This window comes from Nonomuraea sp. NPDC005983, from assembly GCF_040614375.1.
In the GTDB taxonomy this organism is placed as follows: Bacteria; Actinomycetota; Actinomycetes; order Streptosporangiales; family Streptosporangiaceae; genus Nonomuraea.
In genome coordinates, this window is the sequence record NZ_JBEXUP010000048.1 from 1 (window position 1) to 21,601 (window position 21,601).

Genomic DNA, 21,601 nt, shown 5'->3' on the forward strand with positions numbered 1-21,601 from the left:
ACCACCCGCGCCGGGGCCTTGGACAGGACCACCACCCGGTCACCCACGTACACGCTCTCGTCGATGCCGCGGGTTACCCGCCCCCACGGGGCCGGACGGCAAGCGAGGGCGCCGCCGAGTGCCCGGCCTCCCTGGCCTGCCAGTGGATGCCCGCCGCCTACCGGCGCTTCGACCACCGGACGGACTACGGCAACCACGACAGGGTCAGCGAGTCCCGGCGGATCGACTACATCGTGATCCACGACACCGAAGGCACCTACCAGGGCATCCGGTCGATGGTCCACGACCCCGAGTACGTGAGCTGGCACTACACGATCCGCTCCCGCGACGGACACATCGCCCAGCACGTACGGACCAAGGACATCGCCTGGCACGCCGGCAACTGGGACTTCAACGCCCGTTCGATCGGGATCGAGCACGAGGGCTACCTGGCCAAGGGCGGCACGTGGTACACCGAGGCGATGTACCGGGCGTCGGCGGAGCTGGTGAAGTACCTCGCGGCGAAGTACGACATCCCGCTCGACCGGGCGCACATCCTCGGCCATGACAACGTCCCGGGCTCGACGCCGGAGACCCTGCCGGGCATGCACGAGGACCCCGGGCCCTACTGGGACTGGGCGCACTACTTCGACCTGCTGGGCAGCCCGTTCGAAGGGACCGGACGCGCGGCGACGGAGTCGGTCGACGACACCGGAGAGGGAGGCGACGAGGAAGCGTCGACGCAGGAAGCCCGACGCGGAACCGCCGCACCGATCAAGGGCGCGCAGCACGGGACGTCCGTGCAGGCCGTGGAGCCGCTGCGCGGGACGTCCGGCCGGGAGGGCGGGGCGCAGCGTCCGGCGTCCGTGCTGATCCTGCCCGACTACGCCGAGAACCGGCCGCACTTCACGGGCTGCTCGGCGAAGCGGCCCTGTGCTGATCAGGGCGCGTCCACGGTGTGGCTGCGCACCGAGCCGCGCGAGGACGCGCCGCTGGTGGACGACGTCGGCAAGCGGGTCGGCAAGCCCAGCACCCGCAGCGTCTACGACCACAGCGCGCGCGCCTCGACGGGCCAGCGGTTCGCCGTGGCGGGGACGCAGGGCGACTGGACGGCCATCTGGTACCTGGGTCTCAAGGCCTGGTTCTACAACCCGCCCGCGCAGCCGACGGCCGCACCCGTGAAGGGCCCGCTGGTCACTCCGCTGAAGTCCGGCGTCAGGGTGTACGGCCGCGCCTATCCCGAAAAATCCGCCTATCGCGGTAAGGGAGTCACCTATCAGGCCCTGACCCCGCTCCCCTACGTGCTCCAGCCCGGCCAGCTCTACTCGCTCGGCTTCACCCTGCCGGCCTCCTACTACTCGGCCAACTCCTACAGCCCCGCCAGGCACGTCATGGTCCGAAGCAGCCTGCGCTACCACCAGATCCAGCTCGGGCACCGCGTCGCGTTCGTCAAGGCCGAGGACGTGCGGGTGATCCGCTGAATTCCGCACCCGGATTTCCCGCCGCCGGACGTTCGCTGCGCACGGGCACTCCGCGAAGACGATATGGTTTTCTCGTGGACCGGTACATCACCGGAAACACGCGGAAGTGGCTCAGTGGTAGAGCATCACCTTGCCAAGGTGAGGGTCGCGGGTTCGAATCCCGTCTTCCGCTCGGAGGTTCAATCTCCTGGTGGAGTGGCCGAGAGGCGAGGCAGCGGCCTGCAAAGCCGTCTACACGGGTTCAAATCCCGTCTCCACCTCGGCCCTGGCGGGATAACCGCCAGGATCCGCTAAAGTAGGTCAAGCGCCACGCGGAAGTGGCTCAGTGGTAGAGCATCACCTTGCCAAGGTGAGGGTCGCGGGTTCGAATCCCGTCTTCCGCTCTGAGTTTTCAACTCAATACGGACGATTAGCTCAGCGGGAGAGCGCTTCCCTGACACGGAAGAGGTCACTGGTTCAATCCCAGTATCGTCCACCACGCTCCACAGCAGACCTGTGATGGTCTGACCAGGCCCCAGCGCACGGCAGATGCCGGGCGTATGGGGCTTCTTTGTTCCGGGTTTGATCACGACAGTTGTCGGCGCCGCTGACATGGTGGGCGACCGGTCGCCGAATTCCACCCGGCGGGCAATTCCCCTGGGGCGAGGCGGAGCGCGGACGGTCACCCAGCAGGGGCAGCGGGTGGGGCTCGGCAGCCCCAGCGGGCCTTCGTGGAACCTACCGGCCCGAGCTCGCCGGCAGTGGCGACGCGGGAGGCGGTGCCCTGCCCTGCCCGGTACGCCGAGCGGGCCGGCCGGGCGCTCGGCGGTGCGGTCGCGGGGCCGTCCGCGCCGCCCACGGCGTGGAGCCGAACGACCGGATCCGCAAGGAGATGGACGCCTTCCCGGCCTCCCGTGCCTGGTGAACGCAGGGGCCGGACCTCACCGCACCCTGGCCCATTGGTTACCCATTCGTTATGTAATGCCCCCTTGCTGGGGTTTCTTATGCGTATATACGGTCCCTTCATTGCCACTTAACAACTTGTTCAGTGCAGCCAACCGAGAGGTTCGATGACCGAGTCGGAGACCGCCCGTTTGGGTGCGCGCATCAGGGCCTACCGGAACATGCGTCACATGACAGTGCGCGGCCTGGCAGGCGAGGCCAAGGCGAGCGCGAGCTTCATCAGCCAGTTGGAGCGCGGGCAGACCAGCGCGAGCATCGGGATGCTCCGGCGGATCGCCGGGGCTCTCGGCATCACGGTGGCCGACCTGTTCAACGAGGACGACGAGGTGGGACACCGGGTCGTACGCCGCTCAGAACGTCCCGAGCTGCATACGGCGCCAGGTACCCGCAAGTATCTGATCTCCCAGCGCCCGCTCCAGAACCTGGAGATGTACGCGGGAGAGTTCGACCCCGGCGCTTCCACAGGAGACGAGCCGTACACCCACGGCGACTCCCAGGAGATCTTCCTCGTACTCCGCGGCCAGGCCACGCTCTGGCTCGGCCCCGCCGAGTCGGCGACCCCGCGGGTGCTCGCGCCCGGCGACAGCGTGGAATACCGCACCTCGATCCCCCACCGTGTCGTCAACGACGGTGACGAGACCACCGAGGTGCTCTGGGTGGTCAGCCCACCCACCCCAGCCTGAACAACACTCAATCCCGCTACCAGATGGGGTAACCATGCTGAAGCACCCCAAGCGACTGGCCGGTATGGCCGGCCTCGCCGCATCCCTGCTTCTCTCCGCCGCCTGCGGCGCCGGAGCCGGCGCGCCCGCCGACATCGACCTCGGTTCCGGCCCCGCCAAGTCCGGCACCATCAAGAAGGACGCCCTGAGCGGCCTCAACATGACGTTCGTCTCCTACGGCGGCGCCTACCAGGAGGGCCAGCAGAAGGCGGCGGTCGACCCGTTCGCCCAGGAGTCGGGCGCGAAGATCCTCCAGGACGGCCCCACCGACTACGCCAAGATCAAGGCCCAGGTCGACTCGTCGAACGTCACCTGGGACGTCATCGACAGCGACTCCATCTGGGCCGAGGCGCAGTGCGGCAAGCTGCTCCAGCCGCTCGACTACTCCATCATCGACAAGTCGAAGGTGCCCGAGGGGCTCGCCACCCAGTGCAGCGTCCCCGCCATGCAGTACGGGATGGTCCTCGTCTACAACAAGAACAAGTTCGGCGCGAACCCGCCCACGGGCTGGAAGGACTTCTTCGACACGGCGAAGTTCCCCGGCAAGCGCGGCATCTCCGGCAACCCGGGCGACTCGGCGCCGGGCCCGTTCGAGGGCGCGCTGATCGCCGACGGTGTCGCCCCCGACAAGCTCTACCCGCTGGACGTCGACAGGGCGACCAAGAAGCTCCAGTCCATCCGTCCGAACCTGGTCTTCTGGAAGACCGGCGCGGAGTCGCAGCAGCTCCTGGAGTCGGGCGAGGTGGACATGGCGATGATGTGGAGCGGCCGTGCGTACGCGGCCGTCAAGAACGGCGCCCCGTACGAGGTGACGTTCGACCAGTGGATGCCGATCATGGACTCGCTGGCCGTGCCGAAGAACGCCAAGAACCCCAAGGCGTCCATGGCGCTGATCAACTACTACCTCGGCGCGCAGCAGCAGGCCAAGCTCACCGAGCTGACCTCGTACTCGCCGATCAACACCGACGCCAAGCCCAACCTGGACGCGAAGGCGCAGTCGTTCCTGACGACCAGGCCCGATGCCGCACAGAAAGCCCTCAAGATCGACTCGAAGTGGTGGGCGGAGCACCAGACCGAGATGATCGAGAAGTGGTCTGCCTGGCTCGGGGGCTGATCCGCGATGGCCTCGACGCTGCAAGCGGTCTCCCTGCCCACGACCACGGGCAGGGAGGCCGGTGACCGGCGCCCGGCACTGCTCCTGCTGCCGGCGCTGGTCGTGCTCGCCGTCTTCTTCCTCTTTCCGCTGATCTCCATGGTGGTCAGCGCGTTCACCGACCCCGCCCCCGGGCTGGGCAACTTCACCTGGTTCTTCGGCGAGCCGCAGAACCTGAGGGTGCTCGGCCGGACGTTCACGACCGGGCTGTGGGTGACGGTGGTCGCGCTGGTCGTCTCCTACCCGTACGCGTACGCGATGACGATCGCCGGGCCGCGCGCCAGGGCCGTGCTGACGCTGCTGGTGCTGCTGCCGTTCTGGACCAGCCTGATGGTGCGCACGTTCGCCTGGGTGATCCTGCTGCAGGACACCGGCGTGGTGAACGGCGCGCTGCAGGCGATCGGGCTGGGCCCGTTCAACCTGATCCGCACCCAGACGGGCGTCGTCATCGGGATGGTGCAGCTGCTGATGCCGTTCATGGTGCTGCCGCTCTACGCGGTGATGAGCGGGATCGACCGGCGGCTGCTCACGGCGGCGGGCAGCCTGGGCGCGCATCCGGTCAAGGCGTTCGCCAAGGTGTACGTGCCGCTGTCGCTGCCCGGCGTCTCCGCCGGCTGCCTGACCGTCTTCATCAGCGCGCTCGGCTTCTACGTCACGCCCGCGCTGCTGGGCTCCCCCACCGACGCGCTCATCTCGCAGCAGATCTTCACACAGGTGAACGGCCTGCTCAAGTGGGGACGCGGCGGCGCGATGGGCGTGGTGCTGCTCGGGCTGACGCTGGCCATGATCGCGCTGCTGGCGCTCACGCTGCGCCGCACCGGGAAGAAGGTGACGGGATGACCGCCCGTCTCGGACGCGGCCTGCTGTGGGCGTTCTGCGCGCTGGTCGGTCTGTGGCTGGTCGCCCCGGCGCTGATCGTGGTGCCGCTCAGCCTCACCTCGAAGGCGTCGCTGAAGTTCCCGCCCGACGGCTACTCGACCCGCTGGTACGAGCACTTCTTCAGCGACCCGGCCTGGACGTCGGCGCTGTGGACGTCGATCGAGGTGGCGCTGCTGGTCACGGTCGTGGCCACGGTGCTCGGCACCGCCGCCGCGCTCGGCCTGACCAGGGCGCGGATGCGCGGGCTCGCGCTGGCGCAGGGGTGGATGCTGGCGCCGATGATCGTGCCCGGCGTGGTCCTGGCCGTCGGCACCTACGCGGTGTTCCTGAAGCTGCAACTCGTCGGGACGCTGGCCGGGTTCGTCATGGCGCACACCGTGCTGGCGCTGCCGTTCGTGATGATCCCGGTGACCGCGTCGCTGCGCGGGTTCGACCGGCGGCTGGAGAGCGCGGCGGCCAGCCTGGGCGCCGGGCGCCTGGCCGCCTTCCGCAGCGTGACGCTCCCGCTGGTCGCGCCGGGCGTCGCCTCGGGCGCCCTGTTCGCCTTCGTCACCAGCTTCGACGAGGTGGTCGTCTCGCTGTTCATCCAGAGCCCCTACCTGCAGACCCTGCCGGTCAAGATGTACGCGAGCGTCACCCGCGAGACCGACCCGACCATCGCCGCCGCAGCCACGATGATCATCGTGCTGACCACCTCCCTCGTCCTCGTCGCCACCTTCTTCGTCGCCAGGAGGTCCCGTGCCAAGTAGCATCGAGCTCACTCGGCTCACCAAGCGCTACGGCGACTTCGTCGCCGTAGACGACGTCTCGCTCACCATCGAGCCGGGCGAGTTCATGACCCTGCTCGGCCCCAGCGGCTCGGGCAAGACGACCACGCTCAACATCATCGCCGGGTTCGTCAGGCAGACCGGCGGCGAGCTGACCCTCGACGGGAACCCGCTCGGCTCCACCCCCGCTCACAAGCGCGACATGGGCATGGTCTTCCAGCACTACGCCCTGTTCCCGCACATGACGGTCGCCGAGAACATCGCCTTCCCGCTGAGGCAGCGCAAGGTGCCCAAGTCGCAGCGGGCCGAGCTGGTCGAGGCCGCGCTGGCCACCGTCCACCTGGGCGAGTACGGCCACCGCTACCCGCGCGAGCTGTCCGGTGGTCAGCAGCAGCGCGTCGCGGTGGCCCGCGCGATCGTCTACAACCCGCGCGTGCTGCTGATGGACGAGCCGCTCGGCGCCCTGGACAAGAAGCTGCGCGACTGGCTCCAGCTGGAGATCAAGCGCATCCACGGCGAGCTCGGCACCACGTTCGTCTACGTCACGCACGACCAGGACGAGGCGCTGGTGCTGTCGGACCGCATCGCCGTGTTCAACAACGGCCGCATCGAGCAGGTGGGCCCCGCCGACGAGCTGTACGAGCGGCCCGCCACCCTGTTCGTCGCGCGCTTCCTCGGCGAGTCGACGATCCTGCGCGGCGACGTCTCGGCCGGTGGCCTCGGCGTCTGCGCCCGGCTGGTGAAGGCCCCCGGCTCCGTTGACGGCGGGCCGGGCGCGCTCGTCGTCCGTCCGGAGCGGCTGACCGTGCGGCAGGCCGAGCACGAGCCGCAGGACGGCTGGAACGCGCTGCCCGCCACCGTGACGGGCGAGATCTACCTGGGCTCCAGCAGGAAACTGGAGCTGAAGTTGCCGGACGGGTCGCCCGCACTGGTGCGCGAGCAGGCGGGTAGCCTCAGCGACGCCCGGCGCGGCGACGAGGTCACGCTGACCTGGCGCGTGGCCGATTCCGTCCTTCTCCCTGATGAGCCCGATGTGGAGGCTGTGCTTACGTGAAAGGCATCCCGCTGACCGGAGACTTCGCCAACGGCGGCGTCTCGTTCTGGTACCGGCAGATCGGCATCCCCGACCGCCGTGCGGGGCTGCCCGGCTCCCGCGAGTACGACGTGGCCATCGTCGGCGGCGGCTACACCGGGCTGTGGACCGCGTACTACCTGAAGAAGGCCCAGCCCGATCTGCGGATCGCGATCCTGGAGAAGGAGTTCGCCGGGTTCGGCGCGTCCGGGCGCAACGGTGGGTGGCTGTCGGCCGAGTTCGCCGGGTCGCGCAAGCGGCACGCCAAGGCCCGCGGCCGGCAGGCGATGATCGACCTCCAGCACGCCATGTTCAAGTCGGTGGACGAGGTCATCGGCGTGGCCCGCGAGGAGGGCATCGACGCCGACATCCACAAGGGCGGGCTGGTCCACGTCGCCACCAACCCGGCCCAGCGCCGCCGCCTGCGCGCGGAGCTGGAGGACCTGCGCACCTGGGGCTACGGCGACGACGACCTCAGGCTGATGGACCGCGACGAGCAGCGCGAACGCGTGCAGGTCGCGGGCACCCTGGAGGCCACGTACTCGCCGCACTGCGCCCGCATCCAGCCCGCCAAGCTGGCCGTCGGGCTCGCCTCGGCGGTCGCCGCGCTCGGCGTGGACATCTTCGAGAACACCACCGTGACCGAGATCCGCCCCCGGCAGGGCGGCGGCAGCGCGTCCGCTGTCACCACGCGCGGCGTCGTGTCGGCCGAGTACGTCATCCGCGCCACCGAGGGCTTCACCGCCAGCCTCGCCGGGCAGCACCGGCAGTGGCTGCCGATGAACAGCTCGATGATCGTGACCGAGCCGCTGCCTGCCGAGGTGTGGAAGCACATCGGCTGGTCCGGCAACGAGCTGATCGGCGACGAGGCGCACGCCTACATCTACGCCCAGCGCACCGCCGACGACCGCATCGCGATCGGCGGGCGCGGCGTGCCCTACAGGTACGGTTCGCGCACCGACGACCGGGGCGCCACCCAGCCGCAGACCGTGGCGCTGCTCTGGCGGATGCTGGTCAAGCTCTTCCCCGCCGCGGCCGACTCCCGTGTCCAGCACTCCTGGTGCGGCGTGCTCGGCGTGCCGCGCGACTGGTGCTCGACCGTCCACCTCGACCACGCGACCGGCCTCGGCTGGGCCGGCGGGTACGTGGGCAGCGGTGTCACCACCACCAACCTCGCCGGACGCACGCTGCGCGACCTGGTGCTGCGGCGCGACACCGAGCTGACGGCGCTGCCGTGGGTCGGCCGCCAGGTGCGCCAGTGGGAGCCCGAGCCGCTGCGATGGACCGGGGTGCAGCTCATCTACGCCCTGTTCAGGGCCGCCGACCGGCACGAGAACGACCGCGGCACCACCACCTCGCCCTACGCCCGGCTCGCCAACCTCATCTCCGGCCGCTGACCGGGAAACGTGTAGAAAGGGACGACTGTTGACCTCGCTGGCACACCTGGCCTCCGCCCCCGACGTCCGGCTCCCCGCCGCGCAGCCCAAGCCGACCAGCCTCACCGGGCAGTCGGAGGCCGCCCTGGAGGTGTGGTCGGACGAGCGGACGGAGACCGGGATCTGGGAGTGCGAGCCCGGCTCGTTCACCGCTGTCAGGGACGGCTTTCACGAGATCTGCCAGATCCTCGCCGGCCGCGCCACGCTCACGGGCGAGGACGGCCAGGTGGTGGAGCTCGCGCCGGGCTCCACGGTGGTGCTCCCGGACGGCTGGAGCGGCACCTGGGACGTCCACGAGACGATCCGCAAGACGTACGTGACGATCAGAACCGCGCGCTGACATCCGCGGCCGCGCTCGCCGTCCGGGAGCGCGGCCAGGAGCGCGGCCGGCCCTCCGGGAACCGTCCTGCCTCGCGCCCGGGACCGCCAGCACCGTCGCGGGCGCGGGGCGGGACACCCGGGCCGGCCCAGGCGCGGCATCTCCGGGCCCGTGCTGTCAGGGGCGCCAGGGGTCGTAGTCGGCCTCCAGCGGCTCCTGCGCGGGGCGCTTGTCCTCCGGGACGTGCTGCAGGTTCACCCTGATCCGGTACCAGACGCTGCTCCTGCCCCGCATCCCGTCGACCAGGATGTCGGCCGGTTCGAGGAGCTCCGCGACCTCCGGGTGGCGGGACCTCCACCGGTCGAGGCCCGCCATCGCCTCGTCCTTGTGCTCGGCCCGGGCGATCTCGATCAGCGGCATGGTCTGCTGCCTGCGCCCGCTGCCCTTGGGCGGCTTGGGCGCCGGGCCCAGCGTCTCGGCCAGCGCCAGCAGGGCGTCGAGGGAGCCCGCGTGCAGATCCATGTCGGCCCAGGGGTCGCCGAGCTCGGCCAGCCGCTTGGGGACGGTGTCGACGGTGTGCGTCTCGGGCCGGCAGCCGGGCACTTCGTCCCAGGTCAGGGGGGTGGACACGCGGGCGTCCTGAACGGCTCTGACGGAGTAGGCGGAGGCCACGGTGCGGTCGTAGGCGTTCTGGTTGAAGTCGACGAACACGCCGTGCCGTTCCTCCTTCCACCACCGGCTCGTGGCCAGGTCGGGCGCCCGCCGCTCGACCTCCCTGGCCACCGTCTCGGCGGCCTTGCGCACCTGTGCGAACGTCCATCGCGGCTCGATCCGGGCGTACACATGGAACCCTCGCGACCCGGACGTCTTCGGCCAGGCGGCCAGCCCGTGGTCGGCGAGCACCTCGCGCGCCACCTGCGCCGTCGCCAGCACATCGGACCACTCGACGCCGGGCACGGGGTCGAGGTCGATGCGCAGCTCGTCGGGGTGGCTGAGGTCGGCGACGCGCACCGGGTGCGGGTTCAGGTCGACGCACCCCAGATTGACCACCCAGGCGAGCTGGGCCAGATCGTTGACCACGGCCTCCTCGGCGCTGAGGCCCGACCGGTAGCGCAGCTCGGCCACCTCGATCCAGTCGGGGCGCTTGGCGGGCGCCCGCTTCTGGAAGAACGCCTCCTGCTCGATGCCGTGGACGAACCGCTTCAGGATCATCGGCCGCCCGGCGACCCCCCGCAGCGCGGCGTCGCCGACGGCCTGGTAGTAGCGGATCAGGTCGAGCTTGGTGTGACCGCTCCGAGGAAAGATCACCTTGTCGGGGTTGGTGATGCGCACCTGGCGCCCCGCGACCTCGATGTCAGGCATACGGACCAACATACGTGCCGCCCCCGACAATCCCGCCGACCAGCCCGAACGGCCTCCGGCACACTCGCCGGGCCCGGCATGGGCCGCCGAACCGGCCCCGCGCGGGCTCACAACGCGCCGTGGCGGATCGGCAGGCGCCGCCGAACCGCCGCGCGCGGGCTCAGAACGCGCCGTGGCGGCCCTCGCCGGCGGTGAAGCGGGCGGCGCCGGCCGCCGCTTCCGGCAGTGCGAGGAGGCCGTGGCGCAGTTCGTTGCGGAGCGCGTCGGGCTCGGCCAGGCCGTACTGTTCCAGCGCCGACAGCCGGTCGCCACGCAGGCAGGTCTGCGGGAAGGCGGCGAGGTCGCGTCCCAGCGCCTCCGCCGCCGCCCGCGACTCTCCCCTCGGGACGACCCGGTTGGCCAGCCCCATCTCCAGAGCCTCGGCCGCGCCGACCGGCCTGCCGGTGAGGATCAGGTCCATCGCGCGGGAGAGCCCGATGAGCCGCGGCAGCCGTACGGTGCCGCCGTCGACGAGCGGGACGCCCCAGCGGCGGCAGAACACGCCGAACACCGCGCCCTCCTCCGCCACCCGCAGGTCGCACCAGAGGGCCAGCTCCAGGCCGCCCGCGACCGCGTGCCCGGCGACGGCGGCGATGACCGGCTTGGTCAGGCGCATCCTGGTGGGGCCCATCGGCCCGTCGCCCTCCTCGCCGACGTGGTTGTCGAGCGCCTTGAGGTCGGCTCCGGCGCAGAACGTGCCGCCCTCCCCCCACAGCACGGCCACGGCGGCGTCGGACGCCTCGAAGTCGCGGAAGGCGCCGGCCAGCGCGTCGGCGGTCGCGCGGTCGACGGCGTTGCGCGCTTCCGGCCTGCTGAGGACGACGGTGGTGACCGCCCCGTCGCTCTCGACACGAACGGTCATCGCCACCTCCGTGCCCCACGCCGAGCCCGTACGATCATCGCCGTCGCCTTTCTCCGGCCGGGATACACCCGATCATCATCGCTGTTCACTCTGACGGAACAGCGACGGAGCGGCGTCGTCAAGGATCTTACGGTCGAGCCGTCCACGTTTCCCATGAAGTCGCTCTCGGCCGTCCCCGGGGGGCCTTCCTGGGCATCGGGTTCGGAGTCACCAGGTGAGCGCTCCCGAAACAAGATCATCGAAGCGTTCGAGCTCCTCCGCGGGGCGGTCGATTCCCCGCAGCGGACCATGGTCGGCGAGGTGGGCATCGGCATGGAGCCGGGCCACCAGGGCCTTGCGATCGGTTCCGAGCTCGCGCCGTTCCCAGCCCGCCTGCTCCAGCAGCAGCGCCGCCGCATAGACGTCGGCCATGAGCTGGGCCAGCGGATACAGCCGAGCCTCGGCCGCGACCGGGTCGAGCGAGGACCAGACGGTGATCGCCTTACGGAGATCGTCGATCCGCCCCCGCACGAGGTCCACCGTCGCGGAGTCGCCCGGCGGTGACTGGTCGACAGCCGCCAGCAGGCGGTCGAGGAACGGCTCGTGGGCGCTCTCGCGGAGCATGGCGCGCCGCACGTCCAGGCAGAGGATGTTGTCGCCGCCCTCCCAGATCGGGTTGACCTGCGCGTCGCGCAGCAGCCTGGCGACGGGCCACTGTTCGATGTAGCCGTTGCCGCCGTGCACCTCGATCGCGTCGCTGGCGGCGGTGACACCGAGCCTGGCCGCGCGCAGCTTGACCAGGGCGGGCGCGAGGCGCAGCCGGGTCCCGACGAGGCCGTCGAAGACCAGCGCCTGGGCGGCCTCGACCTCGACGATCAGCTCGGCGAGCTTGCGGCGCATCAGCGGCTGCTCGATGAGCGGCCTGCCGAACGCCTCGCGGGCGCGGGCGTAGCAGAGCGACTCCACGAGCGCCCGCCGGGCCACGCCGACGCCCATCATGGCGACGCCGAGCCTGGACGCGTTGGTGAGCTTCATCATGGTGCCGAGGCCGGAGCCGGAGCCGCCGCCCGCCAGCAGGAACGCCTCCGCGCCGGCGAACTCGACCTCGGCCGAGGCCACCGAGCGGGTGCCGAGCTTGTCCTTGAGCCTCCGGATGCGCACCCCGTTGCGGGTGCCGTCGCGTCGCTCCCACAGGACGAGGAACGGGGCGACGGCGTCGTCGGGAAGCCTGGCCAGGACGACGAAGGCGGAGCCGTTGGCGTTGGAGGCGAACCACTTGAAGCCGGTCAGCCGCCACGACTCCCCGTCGGGGACGGCCGTCGCCTCCAGGGCGGCAAGGTCGGAGCCGCCCGTCCTCTCGGTGAACATCTGAGCGGCTTCGCCGGAGTAGAAGCCGTTGGCGAAGAGCTTCCGGACCCGTTCCTTGACGTCCTCGGGCGCGTGCTTCTCAGCCAGGGAGACCACCATGTCGCCGCCCGTGCCGAGCGCGCAGCCCATCCCGACGTCGGCCTGGTCGAGCAGGTACGTCCAGGCTGCTGCGAGGGCGACGGGGTTCGCGCCGTTCGCGCGGGCCTCGGCGGCGAACGCGGGCGCGGTGAAGTTGTTCTCCATCAGCGCCTGTCTGGCAGCGTGGAAGGACGGCGGCATGACGACCTCGCTGACGTCCCTGCCCCACTTGTCGTACTTCTCCAGCCGCGGCGGGTTGCGGTCGGTCTCCTCCGCGCTCGCGGCGACCAGCCCGCCCATCAGCGCGCCCAGCTTCTCCAGATGCGGCTCGGCCCAGGCGTAGCCGTCGCCGAGATGGCGCCGCATGAGCAGGCGCAGCGTGGGATCGCAGCTCCACCAGTTGCGCCCGGCCGCGCCCTGGTAGCGCTCGGTCGCGTAGCGGTCACTGCCGTCGAACGGTTCGATGAGATAGCGCCCCATACTCCGGAGTGTTACATATAATCAACACGCGATGGAAGAGCGTAACACCCTGAGTGCCAGATCGGCCGTGCTGAGCGCGCTGCTCGGCAGCCATCCCCCGAGCCTGCCCGCCCGCCACCTGGTGCGCATCGGGGCGCTGTTCGGCATCGCCGAGGGCACCGTGCGGGTGGCGCTGTCGCGCATGGTGGCCGCGGGCGACCTGACGCAGGCCGGGGGCCGCTACACGCTCTCCGAGCGGCTCGTCGAGCGCCAGGCCAGGCAGGACGAGAGCCGCGACCCGCACACCAGGGAGTGGGACGGCAGCTGGGAGATCGCCGTGGTCACCGCCGAGCGCCGCGCCCCCGCGGACCGGGCCGCGTTCCGGCACACGATGACCGCGCTGCGCCTGGCCGAGCTGCGCGAGGGCACCTGGATGCGTCCGGCCAACCTGCTGCGCGCCTGGCCGCGGTCGGTCACCGCGCAGTGCACGCTGATCGACGGCCGCCCGCACGGCGACCCCACCCCCCTGCTGTGGGATCTCGACGGCTGGGCGGCCGAGGCGCGCGGCCTGGAACGGGCCCTCGACCGGGCCGACGGGCTGGCCGAGGGGTTCCTGGTGTCGGCGGCGGTGCTGCGCCACCTGCTGGCCGACCCGCTGCTGCCCGAGGAGCTGCTGCCGGAGGGCTGGCCGGGCGGCGAGCTACGCGCCCGCTACGACGCCTTCGACCGCCGCTACCGCGAGCTGCTGCAGGTCCATCTCAGGGACTGACCTCCGGAGAGCTCACAGGGCGACGCCGAAGACCATGCGCTTGTTCCTGAACTCGGTGACGCTCCAGAGCTTGCCGCCCTGCACGGTCAGGTCCTCCGGCCCGATCGGGTAGGGGCGGGTGGTCAGCTCGCCGTCGGCGTAGACGTGCAGCTTGCCGTTGGTGGCGCCGTCGGCGGCCTGGCTCAGGTACCACGCGCCGCCGTGCGAGAGCGCGCCCTGGATCTTCATCTGGCCCATCACGAAGGCGTCCCTGGGCACGCCGTCGCTCAGCTCCAGGTCCCAGCGGGCGACGCGGCCGTTGGGGCTGTCCTCCAGGTACTCGCCGGAGATCAGCGTGTGCGGGCTGGTGCTGCGGTCGACCGACAGGAACGAGAAGCGGGCGCCGCGCTGGGCGACACGCCAGGAGTCGGTCTGCGGGATGACGTACCGGTAGCCGAACGCGTGGAACTTGCCGTCGTGGCGGCCGAGCAGGTCGGAGTCGCCCAGATCGTTCTGGGCGGTGCGCAGGTCGAGCACGTGGTTCAGGTCGAAGACGCGCAGCCCCGCGGTGGTGTCGGCGACGAGGAGCAGGCCGCCGTGGCAGGCGATGCCTCCCGCGTGGATGTCGATCGCCGCGTACGAGCCGTCCGGCTCGGCCTCGACGAGCAGCGCGTGCTGGTACCTCAGCGTCTTCGGGCTCAGGAAGGTGACCCTGATGCCGCGCTCGGTCCTCGGCGGGCCCGGCTTGAAGTACCAGCTCACGAGGAACGCCGGCACGCCCACGGAGCCGGAGTCCTCGGCGCAGGTGAGCCCCTGCGGGTACCAGTCGGCCGTGTCCTGGTCCTTGACGTCGAAGGCGTACCAGTCCGCCGGTTTGGGGTTCATCGAGCCCATCGCCCCTGACGCCGCCTTGTGCGTCCCGATCCTGTTGGCGTGGGCGAGCACCGCCTCGACGCCGGTGCTGCCGATCTCCCCCGCCAGTTTCGCGGCACCCTCGGCCAGCGTGCCCGTCTCCCGCCGCAAGGTGAAGGGGGCCTTGTCAGTGGGAGCCATCCCCGTCGGAGCCATACTCTCCTCGCTTCGCCGTCGTTTGATCTAGTTTGACGAGGAAAGCGCGGCCAAAGTTGGCTTACTGCCACATATGGACGGGCTGATCGGAGAGCGCCAGCTCGCGGTACCTGCGCACCAGCCGCTCCCTGTCGCCGTCGAAGCAGACCAGCGCCTCCCGCTGCCAGACCGCGCCGGTGCGGCGCAGCCGCGCCCGCTGCCTGATGATGTCGAGCATGGGGTCCGCGTCCGACGCCGCCACCCCGTGGGCGAGCAGCGCCTCCCTGGCCTCCGGCAGCAGCTCCAGCACCAGTTCCGCGGCGTCGAAGTCGCCGTGCCTGCCCGGCCAGGACAGCCTGGCGCCCAGCCCGTACCTGGCGGCCCGGTAGAAGTTCTGGTACGCCTCGCCGAAACGGTAACCGGTCAGGTCCCGCTCGGACTGCGAGAGCGTGAGCCCGAGCAGGAACGCCGCATTGGCCGCCATGTCCACGGCCGAGGGCCCCGCCGGGAGGGCGCGCATCTCGACCCGCAGGTGGCCGCCCTCGGCGGGGTCGTAGACGGCCCTGTTCCAGTGCCAGACCGTGCCCTGGTGCAACCGCAGCTCCGGGACGTCCTGCCGGGCGGCGCCGTCCGACAGGTCGGGGAGCACCGGGTCGTAGTCACGCACGCACTGCTCGAACAGCTCGTACGCGCCCTCGCGCACCCAGTCGGAGCCGAAGGTGACCCGGCCGTCCCTGCGGAAGCGGCGCTCCACGTCCCGGTCGTCGGCGGCCTCCTCCATCAGCGCGATCCTGGTCTCCTCCCACAGGTGCCTGCCGAGGAAGATCGGCGAGTTGCCGCACACCGCCAGCACCGGGCCGATGGCGAGCTGGGCCGCGTTGTAGAGCCGGGCGAAGCGATCGGGCGGGGTACGCATGTGCACCTGCCAGGAGGTGTTGGCGCTCTCCAGGATCACGTCCTCGACCGACAGCTCCAGGTCGTCGATCGCGACGATGAACGGCTCCAGCCGCAGGCGCCTGAAGCCCCTGCTCAAGGCCCGGTACCGGTTCTCGCCGGTGATGGCGTCCACGGTGAAGTCCTCGGTGTCGAGCGTGGGCAGGATGCCGATGGGCACGGCGCCCCCGCCCTTGAACGACTTCTCGACCCCGCAGTCCACCTGGGCGAGCGCCTCCTGGACCTCCCTCTCCAGCTCCTCGAACGGCCGGCCCGCCAGCGGCAGCGGCGTCAGGTTGACTTCCAGGTTGTAGCGGCCCAGCTCGGGCACCACGCGGGGGTCGCCGAGCCTGTCGCGCACCTCGGTGTTGCGCGGCAGCGGGCGTCCCCTCTCGTCGATCAGGAACAGCTCCAGCTCGGCTCCGATCGTCGTCGGCCCCTCGCCGAAACCGGGCCTGTCGAGCAGCTCGCGCAGGACCACGAGCTGCTCGTGAAGGCGTTCACCGAAGCGGAGGAACTCAGCCTCGGAGAACCGCTCTTTGTCCAGATCTCGTCCCATCACTCCCTTCTGTCCTATCGAATCGGAATAACACCTCACCAGCTCACGGGACCGTCGTCCTGGAGGTAGGCGCCGGTCGGGCCGTCGGCGTCGAGGGTGGCGAGCCGCACCGCGATCTGGGCTCCCTGCTCGGCGGTGCGGAAGCCGGTGTGCGCGTTCAGGTCGGTGGCGCAGTAGCCGGGATTGGCGGCGTTCACCTTGATCGGGGTGTCCATGAGCTCCTTGGCGTAGGCCACCGTGACCATGTTGAGCGCCGACTTGGACGAGTTGTAGGCCAGGTAGGTGTGCGGCCAGAACGGGCTCTCCGGGTCGACGGCCATGCTCAGCGAGCCCAGCTCGCTCGACATGTTCACGATCCGGCCCGCCGGTGACCTGCGCAGCAGCGGCAGCATCGCGTTGGTCACCGAGACCACGCCGAACACGTTGGTCTCGTAGACCTCCCGCATCTTGTCGGCCGGGGTCGCGCTGGGCCTCGGGTCCTGCTGCCCGCCCGTGATCCCCGCGTTGTTCACCAGGATGTCGAGCGTGCCGTACTCCTCCTCCAGGCACTTGGCGGCGGCGTGGACGCTCTCCACGTCCGTCACGTCGAGCCGCACGAACGGCTGGCCGAGCTTGGCGGCGGCGGCCCGGCCGCGTTCCTCGTCCCGCGCGCCGACGACGGCGGTGATGCCCCGCTCGCCGAGCAGCCGCGCGATCTCGAAGCCGATTCCCTTGTTGGCGCCTGTGATGAGAGCTGTCGTCATGGGTCCAACGCTGGCCGGAGCCGCGCCGGAGCGGGAGAGACCTCCCGAAGCTGGGATCAGCGGTACCACCCACGCCACGGCGACATGCCAGAAGATGTACCTATGAACCGCGTTGAACTGGCGGAATTCCTCCGCAGCAGGCGCTCCCGCGTCACGCCCAGGGAGGTGGGCCTGCCCGAAGGCGACCGCCGTCGCACGCCGGGGCTGCGCCGGCAGGAGGTCGCCCAGCTCGCCGGCATGTCGATCGACTACTACATCCGGCTGGAGCAGGGCAGAGGCCCGCACCCGTCGCGGCAGGTGCTCAACGCGCTGGCCAGGGCGCTCATGCTCAGCCAGGACGAGCGCGCCCACCTGTTCCACCTCGCGGGCCAGCCGGTGGAGACGAGCAGGCGCACCAGCGACGTGCCCGACAGGATGCTGCACCTGATCGCGTTCCTGGAAGAGGTGCCGGCCTACGTGCTCGACGCCAGGTACGACATCCTCGCCTGGAACCCGCTGGCCAGCGTGCTCATGGGCGACCTCGACGCCCAGCCGCTCGACGACCGCAACGTCATCCGCTGGGTGTTCCGCTCCCCCGACCTCGCCGAGCGCCTCAGCGACGAGGCGAGGAGCCGCTTCGCCCGCGCCTCGATCGCGGACCTGCGCGCGGCCGCCGGCCGTTACCCGGACGACCCGGGGATCCAGGCGCTGGTCACCGAGATGCTCGCGCTCAGCCCCGAGTTCGCCGAGCTGTGGGCCAGGCACGAGGTCGGGATCCGCAGGGACCAGCGCAAGCGGATCGTCCACCCGCTGGTCGGCACGATCGACGCGATCTGCCAGGTGCTGCCCGTGCCCGACCGCGACGACCTGCGGCTCGTCCTCTACACGACGGAGCCGGGCTCCCCCTCCCACCAGGCCTTGCGCGAGCTGCGGCAGTTGACCCTAAGCTCATGAGATGCGAGCCGTAGCCTTTGACATCTTCGGTGGAGAGCTCGACCTGCGCGAGCTGCCCGACCCGACTCCGGCGCCGCACGGAGCGGTGATCAGGGTCGAGGCCACCGGCCTATGCCGTAGCGACTGGCATGGCTGGCAGGGCCACGACCCCGACATCCGTGTGCTCCCCCACGTCCCCGGGCACGAGCTGGCGGGCGTGGTCGAGGCGGTCGGCTCGGAGGTGCGCGACTGGCAGCCTGGCGCCCGGGTGACCGTCCCGTTCGTCTGCGCGTGCGGGTCCTGCCCGGCGTGCGCCACCGGCCAGCAGCAGGTGTGCGAGCGGCAGACCCAGCCCGGCTTCACCCACTGGGGGTCGTTCGCCGAGCTCGTGGCCGTAAACCACGCCGACGTCAACCTGATCGCGATCCCCGAGGACATGGCCTACGTCACCGCCGCCGGGCTCGGCTGCCGCTTCGCGACCGCCTTCCGCGCCGTGGCGCAGGTCGGCGAGGTGCGGCCGGGCGAGTGGGTGGCCGTGCACGGCTGCGGCGGGGTCGGGCTGTCGGCTGTGATGATCGCCACGGCCGCCGGAGCGCGCGTGGTGGCCGTCGACATCAGCTCCGACGCGCTGCGCCTGGCCGAGCAGGCGGGCGCCACGCACTTCGTCAACGGCTCGGCGGGCGACGCTGCGGCCCAGGTCAGGGAGCTGACCCGGGGTGGCGCGCACGTCTCGATCGACGCTCTGGGCAGCCCCCGGACGTGCGCCGCGTCCATCGAGAGCCTGCGCCGCCAGGGGCGGCACGTCCAGGTGGGGCTGCTGCCCGGCGGGTCGACGGCGGTGCCGATGAGCCGGGTGATCGGCCAGGAGCTGCGACTGCTCGGCAGCCACGGCATGGCCGCGCACGCCTACCCGCCGATGCTGGAGATGATCAGGGCCGGCATCCTCCACCCCGACCAGCTCGTCACCAGGACGATCGGGCTGGCCGACGCGGGCAAGGCGCTGGCCTCCATCGGCTCGGTTCCGGGAGTGACGATGATCGCTCCTCGCCTGCCGCTCTGAGCACAGTCGCCAGACCGGCCTCGCGGGCGTGCGCCGGGAAGCACTCCACTTCGCGACAGAACGGGTCATAGTGTGGGCCGCATGGATTACACGCGTCTTGGTGACACCGGCCTGAAGGTCTCCCGCATCTGCCTCGGCATGATGAGCTTCGGCGACCCGTCCAAGCAGCAATGGGCCCTTCCGGAGGACCAGGCGGAGCCGGTCATCCGGCGCGCGGCGGACGCCGGCGTGACCTTCTTCGACACGGCCGACGTCTACAGCGCCGGCGCCAGCGAGGTCGTGACGGGCGACGTGCTGCGCCGGATCTTCCCCCGGCGCGAGGACTACGTGCTGGCGACCAAGGTGTTCTTCCCGATGGGCAGGGGCGTCAACGACCGGGGGCTGTCACGCAAGCACATCCACGCCGCGATCGACGCCTCCCTTGACCGGCTCGGCACCGACTACGTGGACCTCTACCAGATCCATCGCTGGGACGACGAGACGCCCATCGAGGAGACCATGGAGGCCCTGCATGAGGTGGTCAGGTCGGGCAAGGCCCGCTACATCGGGGCGTCCAGCATGTGGGCGTGGCAGTTCTCCAAGGCCCAGCACGTGGCCGAGGCGAACGGCTGGACCAGGTTCGTCTCGATGCAGAACCACTACAACCTCCTCTACCGCGAGGAGGAGCGCGAGATGCTCCCGCTCTGCGCCGACCAGGGCGTGGGCGTGATCCCGTGGAGCCCGCTGGCGCGCGGCATCCTGGCCCGGGCGGGCTCGTCCGTCACCACGACCACCAGGACGGGCTCCGACGGCCGCATCGACTTCCTCTACGAACCCGGCAACGACCAGATCATCGTGGACCGGCTGGCCGAGGTGGCCCGCGAGCGCGAACTGCCCGCGGCCCAGATCGCGCTGGCCTGGCTGCTGCACCAGCCGACGATCACCGCCCCCATCGTCGGCGCCTCCAAGGACCGCCACGTCGACGACGCGGTCGCCGCGGTGAGCGTCACCCTGTCGGACAAGGAACTGTCGTACCTGGCCGAGCCGTACCGGGCGCGCGAGGTCCGCTTCTGACGCTCGCCCGCGGCGGAGGCGGCTCGGGAATTCGCCGCGGGTTCACCCGGCGGTCAGAAGCAGACGTCGGGGACGTTTCCCGGGCACACTTGGGTCGGCTGGTGTAAGCGTTCTGAACTGGAGACGATGCCCCATGTCAGTGTCACGTCGTGGTTTCCTCAGCGCTGCCGGAGGTCTCGGCATCGCACTCGCAGGCAGTGTCGAAGCGATCGCCGGGCCGGGAGTCGCCCGGGCCGCCACCCGCGCGGTCGCCGGGTACGGGCCGCTCGTCGCCGACCCGGCCGGGCTGCTCGCCCTGCCCTCCGGATTCTCGTACAAGGTCGTCGCGCAGGCGGGCAAGACGCTGCTGGAGAGCGGGGAGCCGACGCCCAGCGACGCCGACGGCACCGCCTGCTTCACCAGCCGTACTGGCGCGACGCTGGTCAACAACCACGAGATCGGCGGCGGCGAGCCGTTCCGGGTGCCCGCCCTGCCCGGGCTGACCTACGACCCCGGCGCGGGCGGCGGCACGACCAACATCGAGGTCGACGCGCACGGCAACCGGATCAAGGAGTACGTGAGCCTGGCGGGCACGCACAACAACTGCGCGGGCGGCAGGACCCCCTGGAACACCTGGCTGACCTGCGAGGAGACCGAGCAGCGGGCGGGCGGCCGCTACCAGAAGGACCACGGATACGTCTTCGAGGTCGACGCCTTCGACCAGCAGGCCAACCAGAACCCGGTGCCGCTGAAGTTCCTGGGCCGCTACTCGCACGAGGCCGTGGCGGTCGACCCCCGCACCTCGACGATCTACCTGACCGAGGACGCCAACGGCCCCCACGGGCTGTACTTCCGCTGGACCCCGCCGAAGGGCTTCACCGGCGGCAGGGGCGCGCTGCGCGAGCTCGCCACGTCCGTGGGCGGCAACACGGCGGGGCAGCTGCAGGCGATGAGCTGCTTCCACGGCAGCCGGCACATCGCCGACCTGTCCGAGGCGACCAAGCCCGGCACCAGGTACAAGGTGCGCTGGGTGGACGTCCCCGACCGCGACGCCCGCACCGTCTCCGTGCGCTCGCAGTTCACCGACGACCAGGTGACCCGCTCGCGCAAGCTGGAGGGCGCCTACTGGGGCGACGGCGGCGCCTACTTCGTCGCCAGCTACGCCCGCTCCAGCGACGGCAGCGTCAACGAGCACGACGGCCAGGTGTGGTTCTACGACCCGCGCACCGAGTCGATCACGCTCACGACCATCTTCGGCGTCAACCCCGACCCCTCCAAGGACACCGACTACGACGGCCCCGACAACATCACGGTCTCCCCTGACGGCGGGCTCATCCTGGCCGAGGACGGCGAGGGCCTCAGCCACCTGGTGGGCGTCACCAAGCAGGGCAACCCGTACCCGCTGGCGCGCAACGAGCTCAACGACAGCGAGTTCACCGGGCCCACCTTCAACGCCGACGGCTCGATCCTGTTCGCCAACATCCAGACGCCGGGTTACGTCTTCGCGATCACCGGCCCCTGGCGCCGTCCCAGCAACGCCGCGGACTGACGCTCCTCCCCTTCGGGCTCGACCCGACGGGCCACGCCGCTCTTCGGCGCCCGCGGCACACTGCCCGCGGGCGCGCCCGCCTTCCACGTCGTGCGCGGCACACCCACCGCAGACTGTCAGA

19 protein-coding genes and 4 tRNA genes are annotated in these 21,601 nt (G+C 70.8%); 17 read left to right on the plus strand and 6 right to left on the minus strand.

From position 1 onward, the window contains the following. The 12 genes from ABZ297_RS21565 to ABZ297_RS21620 all read left to right on the plus strand — a co-directional run. On the plus strand, positions 1 to 1,460 hold a 1,460-nt coding region (locus ABZ297_RS21565; protein ID WP_355348792.1), incomplete at its 5' end, for a peptidoglycan recognition family protein. 100 nt (positions 1,461 to 1,560) lie between these two features. Further along, a tRNA-Gly gene (locus tag ABZ297_RS21570) sits at positions 1,561 to 1,632 on the plus strand. 17 nt (positions 1,633 to 1,649) lie between these two features. Then, positions 1,650 to 1,720 (plus strand) — tRNA-Cys (locus tag ABZ297_RS21575). Between the two features lie 51 nt (positions 1,721 to 1,771). Then, positions 1,772 to 1,843, plus strand: a tRNA-Gly gene (locus ABZ297_RS21580). 20 nt (positions 1,844 to 1,863) lie between these two features. Next, positions 1,864 to 1,938, plus strand: a tRNA-Val gene (locus ABZ297_RS21585). 571 nt (positions 1,939 to 2,509) lie between these two features. Further along, a complete protein-coding gene (locus ABZ297_RS21590; protein WP_355348795.1) occupies positions 2,510 to 3,085 on the plus strand; it encodes an XRE family transcriptional regulator in 576 nt (191 codons plus the stop codon). A 34-nt stretch (positions 3,086 to 3,119) separates the two neighbouring features. After that, positions 3,120 to 4,238: an ABC transporter substrate-binding protein gene (locus ABZ297_RS21595; RefSeq protein WP_355348798.1), complete on the plus strand. Its 1,119-nt coding sequence runs from the start codon at positions 3,120 to 3,122 to the stop codon at positions 4,236 to 4,238. Positions 4,239 to 4,244: 6 nt separating this feature from the next. Continuing rightward, a complete protein-coding gene (locus ABZ297_RS21600; RefSeq protein ID WP_355348801.1) occupies positions 4,245 to 5,117 on the plus strand; it encodes an ABC transporter permease in 873 nt (290 codons plus the stop codon). Beyond that, positions 5,114 to 5,905: an ABC transporter permease gene (locus tag ABZ297_RS21605; protein ID WP_355348804.1), complete on the plus strand. Its 792-nt coding sequence runs from the start codon at positions 5,114 to 5,116 to the stop codon at positions 5,903 to 5,905. Before ABZ297_RS21600 ends, ABZ297_RS21605 begins: the two co-directional genes overlap by 4 nt. After that, positions 5,895 to 6,977: an ABC transporter ATP-binding protein gene (locus ABZ297_RS21610; RefSeq protein WP_355348807.1), complete on the plus strand. Its 1,083-nt coding sequence runs from the start codon at positions 5,895 to 5,897 to the stop codon at positions 6,975 to 6,977. Before ABZ297_RS21605 ends, ABZ297_RS21610 begins: the two co-directional genes overlap by 11 nt. Continuing rightward, positions 6,974 to 8,392 carry an FAD-binding oxidoreductase gene (locus tag ABZ297_RS21615; protein ID WP_355348810.1) on the plus strand — a complete coding sequence of 473 codons (1,419 nt, stop codon included), beginning with the start codon at positions 6,974 to 6,976 and terminating at the stop codon, positions 8,390 to 8,392. Before ABZ297_RS21610 ends, ABZ297_RS21615 begins: the two co-directional genes overlap by 4 nt. Positions 8,393 to 8,420: 28 nt before the next feature. Beyond that, positions 8,421 to 8,771 (plus strand): cupin domain-containing protein, encoded by a 351-nt coding sequence (locus ABZ297_RS21620; protein ID WP_355348813.1) that lies wholly within the window; start codon positions 8,421 to 8,423, stop codon positions 8,769 to 8,771. Between the two features lie 156 nt (positions 8,772 to 8,927). Here ABZ297_RS21620 and ligD read toward each other — a convergent pair whose 3' ends face one another. The 3 genes from ligD to ABZ297_RS21635 all read right to left on the minus strand — a co-directional run bounded on the left by ligD (position 8,928) and on the right by ABZ297_RS21635 (position 12,918). Further along, on the minus strand, positions 8,928 to 10,112 hold the full coding sequence (gene ligD, locus ABZ297_RS21625; protein ID WP_355348816.1) for a non-homologous end-joining DNA ligase: 1,185 nt from the start codon (positions 10,110 to 10,112) through the stop codon (positions 8,928 to 8,930). Positions 10,113 to 10,272: 160 nt separating this feature from the next. Continuing rightward, complete coding sequence (locus tag ABZ297_RS21630) at positions 10,273 to 11,013, minus strand: crotonase/enoyl-CoA hydratase family protein (protein WP_355348819.1); 741 nt, start codon at positions 11,011 to 11,013, stop codon at positions 10,273 to 10,275. Positions 11,014 to 11,220: 207 nt separating this feature from the next. Further along, a complete protein-coding gene (locus tag ABZ297_RS21635) occupies positions 11,221 to 12,918 on the minus strand; it encodes an acyl-CoA dehydrogenase family protein (RefSeq protein ID WP_355348822.1) in 1,698 nt (565 codons plus the stop codon). 31 nt (positions 12,919 to 12,949) lie between these two features. Here ABZ297_RS21635 and ABZ297_RS21640 point away from each other — a divergent pair, with 31 nt between their 5' ends. Then, the gene (locus ABZ297_RS21640; protein ID WP_355348825.1) at positions 12,950 to 13,666 is read left to right on the plus strand and encodes a PaaX family transcriptional regulator C-terminal domain-containing protein; all 717 of its coding nucleotides are present in this window, start codon (positions 12,950 to 12,952) and stop codon (positions 13,664 to 13,666) included. Between the two features lie 12 nt (positions 13,667 to 13,678). Here the strand turns inward: ABZ297_RS21640 and ABZ297_RS21645 are convergent, their stop codons facing one another. The 3 genes from ABZ297_RS21645 to ABZ297_RS21655 form a co-directional block, all read right to left on the minus strand. Then, the gene (locus ABZ297_RS21645; RefSeq protein WP_355348828.1) at positions 13,679 to 14,698 is read right to left on the minus strand and encodes a hypothetical protein; all 1,020 of its coding nucleotides are present in this window, start codon (positions 14,696 to 14,698) and stop codon (positions 13,679 to 13,681) included. Between the two features lie 76 nt (positions 14,699 to 14,774). Then, a complete protein-coding gene (locus ABZ297_RS21650) occupies positions 14,775 to 16,184 on the minus strand; it encodes a glutamate--cysteine ligase (RefSeq protein WP_355348831.1) in 1,410 nt (469 codons plus the stop codon). Positions 16,185 to 16,219: 35 nt separating this feature from the next. Continuing rightward, positions 16,220 to 16,927, minus strand: a complete 708-nt coding sequence (locus ABZ297_RS21655; protein ID WP_355348834.1) for an SDR family oxidoreductase — start codon at positions 16,925 to 16,927, stop codon at positions 16,220 to 16,222. A gap of 102 nt (positions 16,928 to 17,029) precedes the next feature. On the opposite strand from ABZ297_RS21655, the gene ABZ297_RS21660 reads away from it, so the two are divergent. From ABZ297_RS21660 to ABZ297_RS21675, 4 genes are all read left to right on the plus strand, one after another. Further along, a complete protein-coding gene (locus ABZ297_RS21660; protein WP_355348837.1) occupies positions 17,030 to 17,860 on the plus strand; it encodes a helix-turn-helix transcriptional regulator in 831 nt (276 codons plus the stop codon). Position 17,861: 1 nt separating this feature from the next. Continuing rightward, positions 17,862 to 18,899, plus strand: a complete 1,038-nt coding sequence (locus ABZ297_RS21665) for a zinc-dependent alcohol dehydrogenase family protein (protein ID WP_355348840.1) — start codon at positions 17,862 to 17,864, stop codon at positions 18,897 to 18,899. A gap of 81 nt (positions 18,900 to 18,980) precedes the next feature. Beyond that, complete coding sequence (locus ABZ297_RS21670) at positions 18,981 to 19,952, plus strand: aldo/keto reductase (RefSeq protein WP_355348843.1); 972 nt, start codon at positions 18,981 to 18,983, stop codon at positions 19,950 to 19,952. Positions 19,953 to 20,085: 133 nt separating this feature from the next. Next, positions 20,086 to 21,480 carry an alkaline phosphatase PhoX gene (locus tag ABZ297_RS21675; protein WP_355348846.1) on the plus strand — a complete coding sequence of 465 codons (1,395 nt, stop codon included), beginning with the start codon at positions 20,086 to 20,088 and terminating at the stop codon, positions 21,478 to 21,480. Positions 21,481 to 21,601: the final 121 nt, after the last annotated feature.

Coding starts and splice junctions, on each gene's coding strand:
- ABZ297_RS21590 (WP_355348795.1), top strand. CDS start 2,510: ATGACCGAGTCGGAGACCGCCCGTTTGGGTGCGCGCATCAGGGCCTAC.
- ABZ297_RS21595 (WP_355348798.1), top strand. CDS start 3,120: ATGCTGAAGCACCCCAAGCGACTGGCCGGTATGGCCGGCCTCGCCGCA.
- ABZ297_RS21600 (WP_355348801.1), top strand. CDS start 4,245: ATGGCCTCGACGCTGCAAGCGGTCTCCCTGCCCACGACCACGGGCAGG.
- ABZ297_RS21605 (WP_355348804.1), top strand. CDS start 5,114: ATGACCGCCCGTCTCGGACGCGGCCTGCTGTGGGCGTTCTGCGCGCTG.
- ligD (WP_355348816.1), bottom strand. CDS start 10,112: ATGCCTGACATCGAGGTCGCGGGGCGCCAGGTGCGCATCACCAACCCC.
- ABZ297_RS21630 (WP_355348819.1), bottom strand. CDS start 11,013: ATGACCGTTCGTGTCGAGAGCGACGGGGCGGTCACCACCGTCGTCCTC.
- ABZ297_RS21635 (WP_355348822.1), bottom strand. CDS start 12,918: ATGGGGCGCTATCTCATCGAACCGTTCGACGGCAGTGACCGCTACGCG.
- ABZ297_RS21640 (WP_355348825.1), top strand. CDS start 12,950: ATGGAAGAGCGTAACACCCTGAGTGCCAGATCGGCCGTGCTGAGCGCG.
- ABZ297_RS21645 (WP_355348828.1), bottom strand. CDS start 14,698: ATGGCTCCCACTGACAAGGCCCCCTTCACCTTGCGGCGGGAGACGGGC.
- ABZ297_RS21650 (WP_355348831.1), bottom strand. CDS start 16,184: ATGGGACGAGATCTGGACAAAGAGCGGTTCTCCGAGGCTGAGTTCCTC.
- ABZ297_RS21655 (WP_355348834.1), bottom strand. CDS start 16,927: ATGACGACAGCTCTCATCACAGGCGCCAACAAGGGAATCGGCTTCGAG.
- ABZ297_RS21660 (WP_355348837.1), top strand. CDS start 17,030: ATGAACCGCGTTGAACTGGCGGAATTCCTCCGCAGCAGGCGCTCCCGC.
- ABZ297_RS21665 (WP_355348840.1), top strand. CDS start 17,862: ATGCGAGCCGTAGCCTTTGACATCTTCGGTGGAGAGCTCGACCTGCGC.
- ABZ297_RS21670 (WP_355348843.1), top strand. CDS start 18,981: ATGGATTACACGCGTCTTGGTGACACCGGCCTGAAGGTCTCCCGCATC.
- ABZ297_RS21675 (WP_355348846.1), top strand. CDS start 20,086: ATGTCAGTGTCACGTCGTGGTTTCCTCAGCGCTGCCGGAGGTCTCGGC.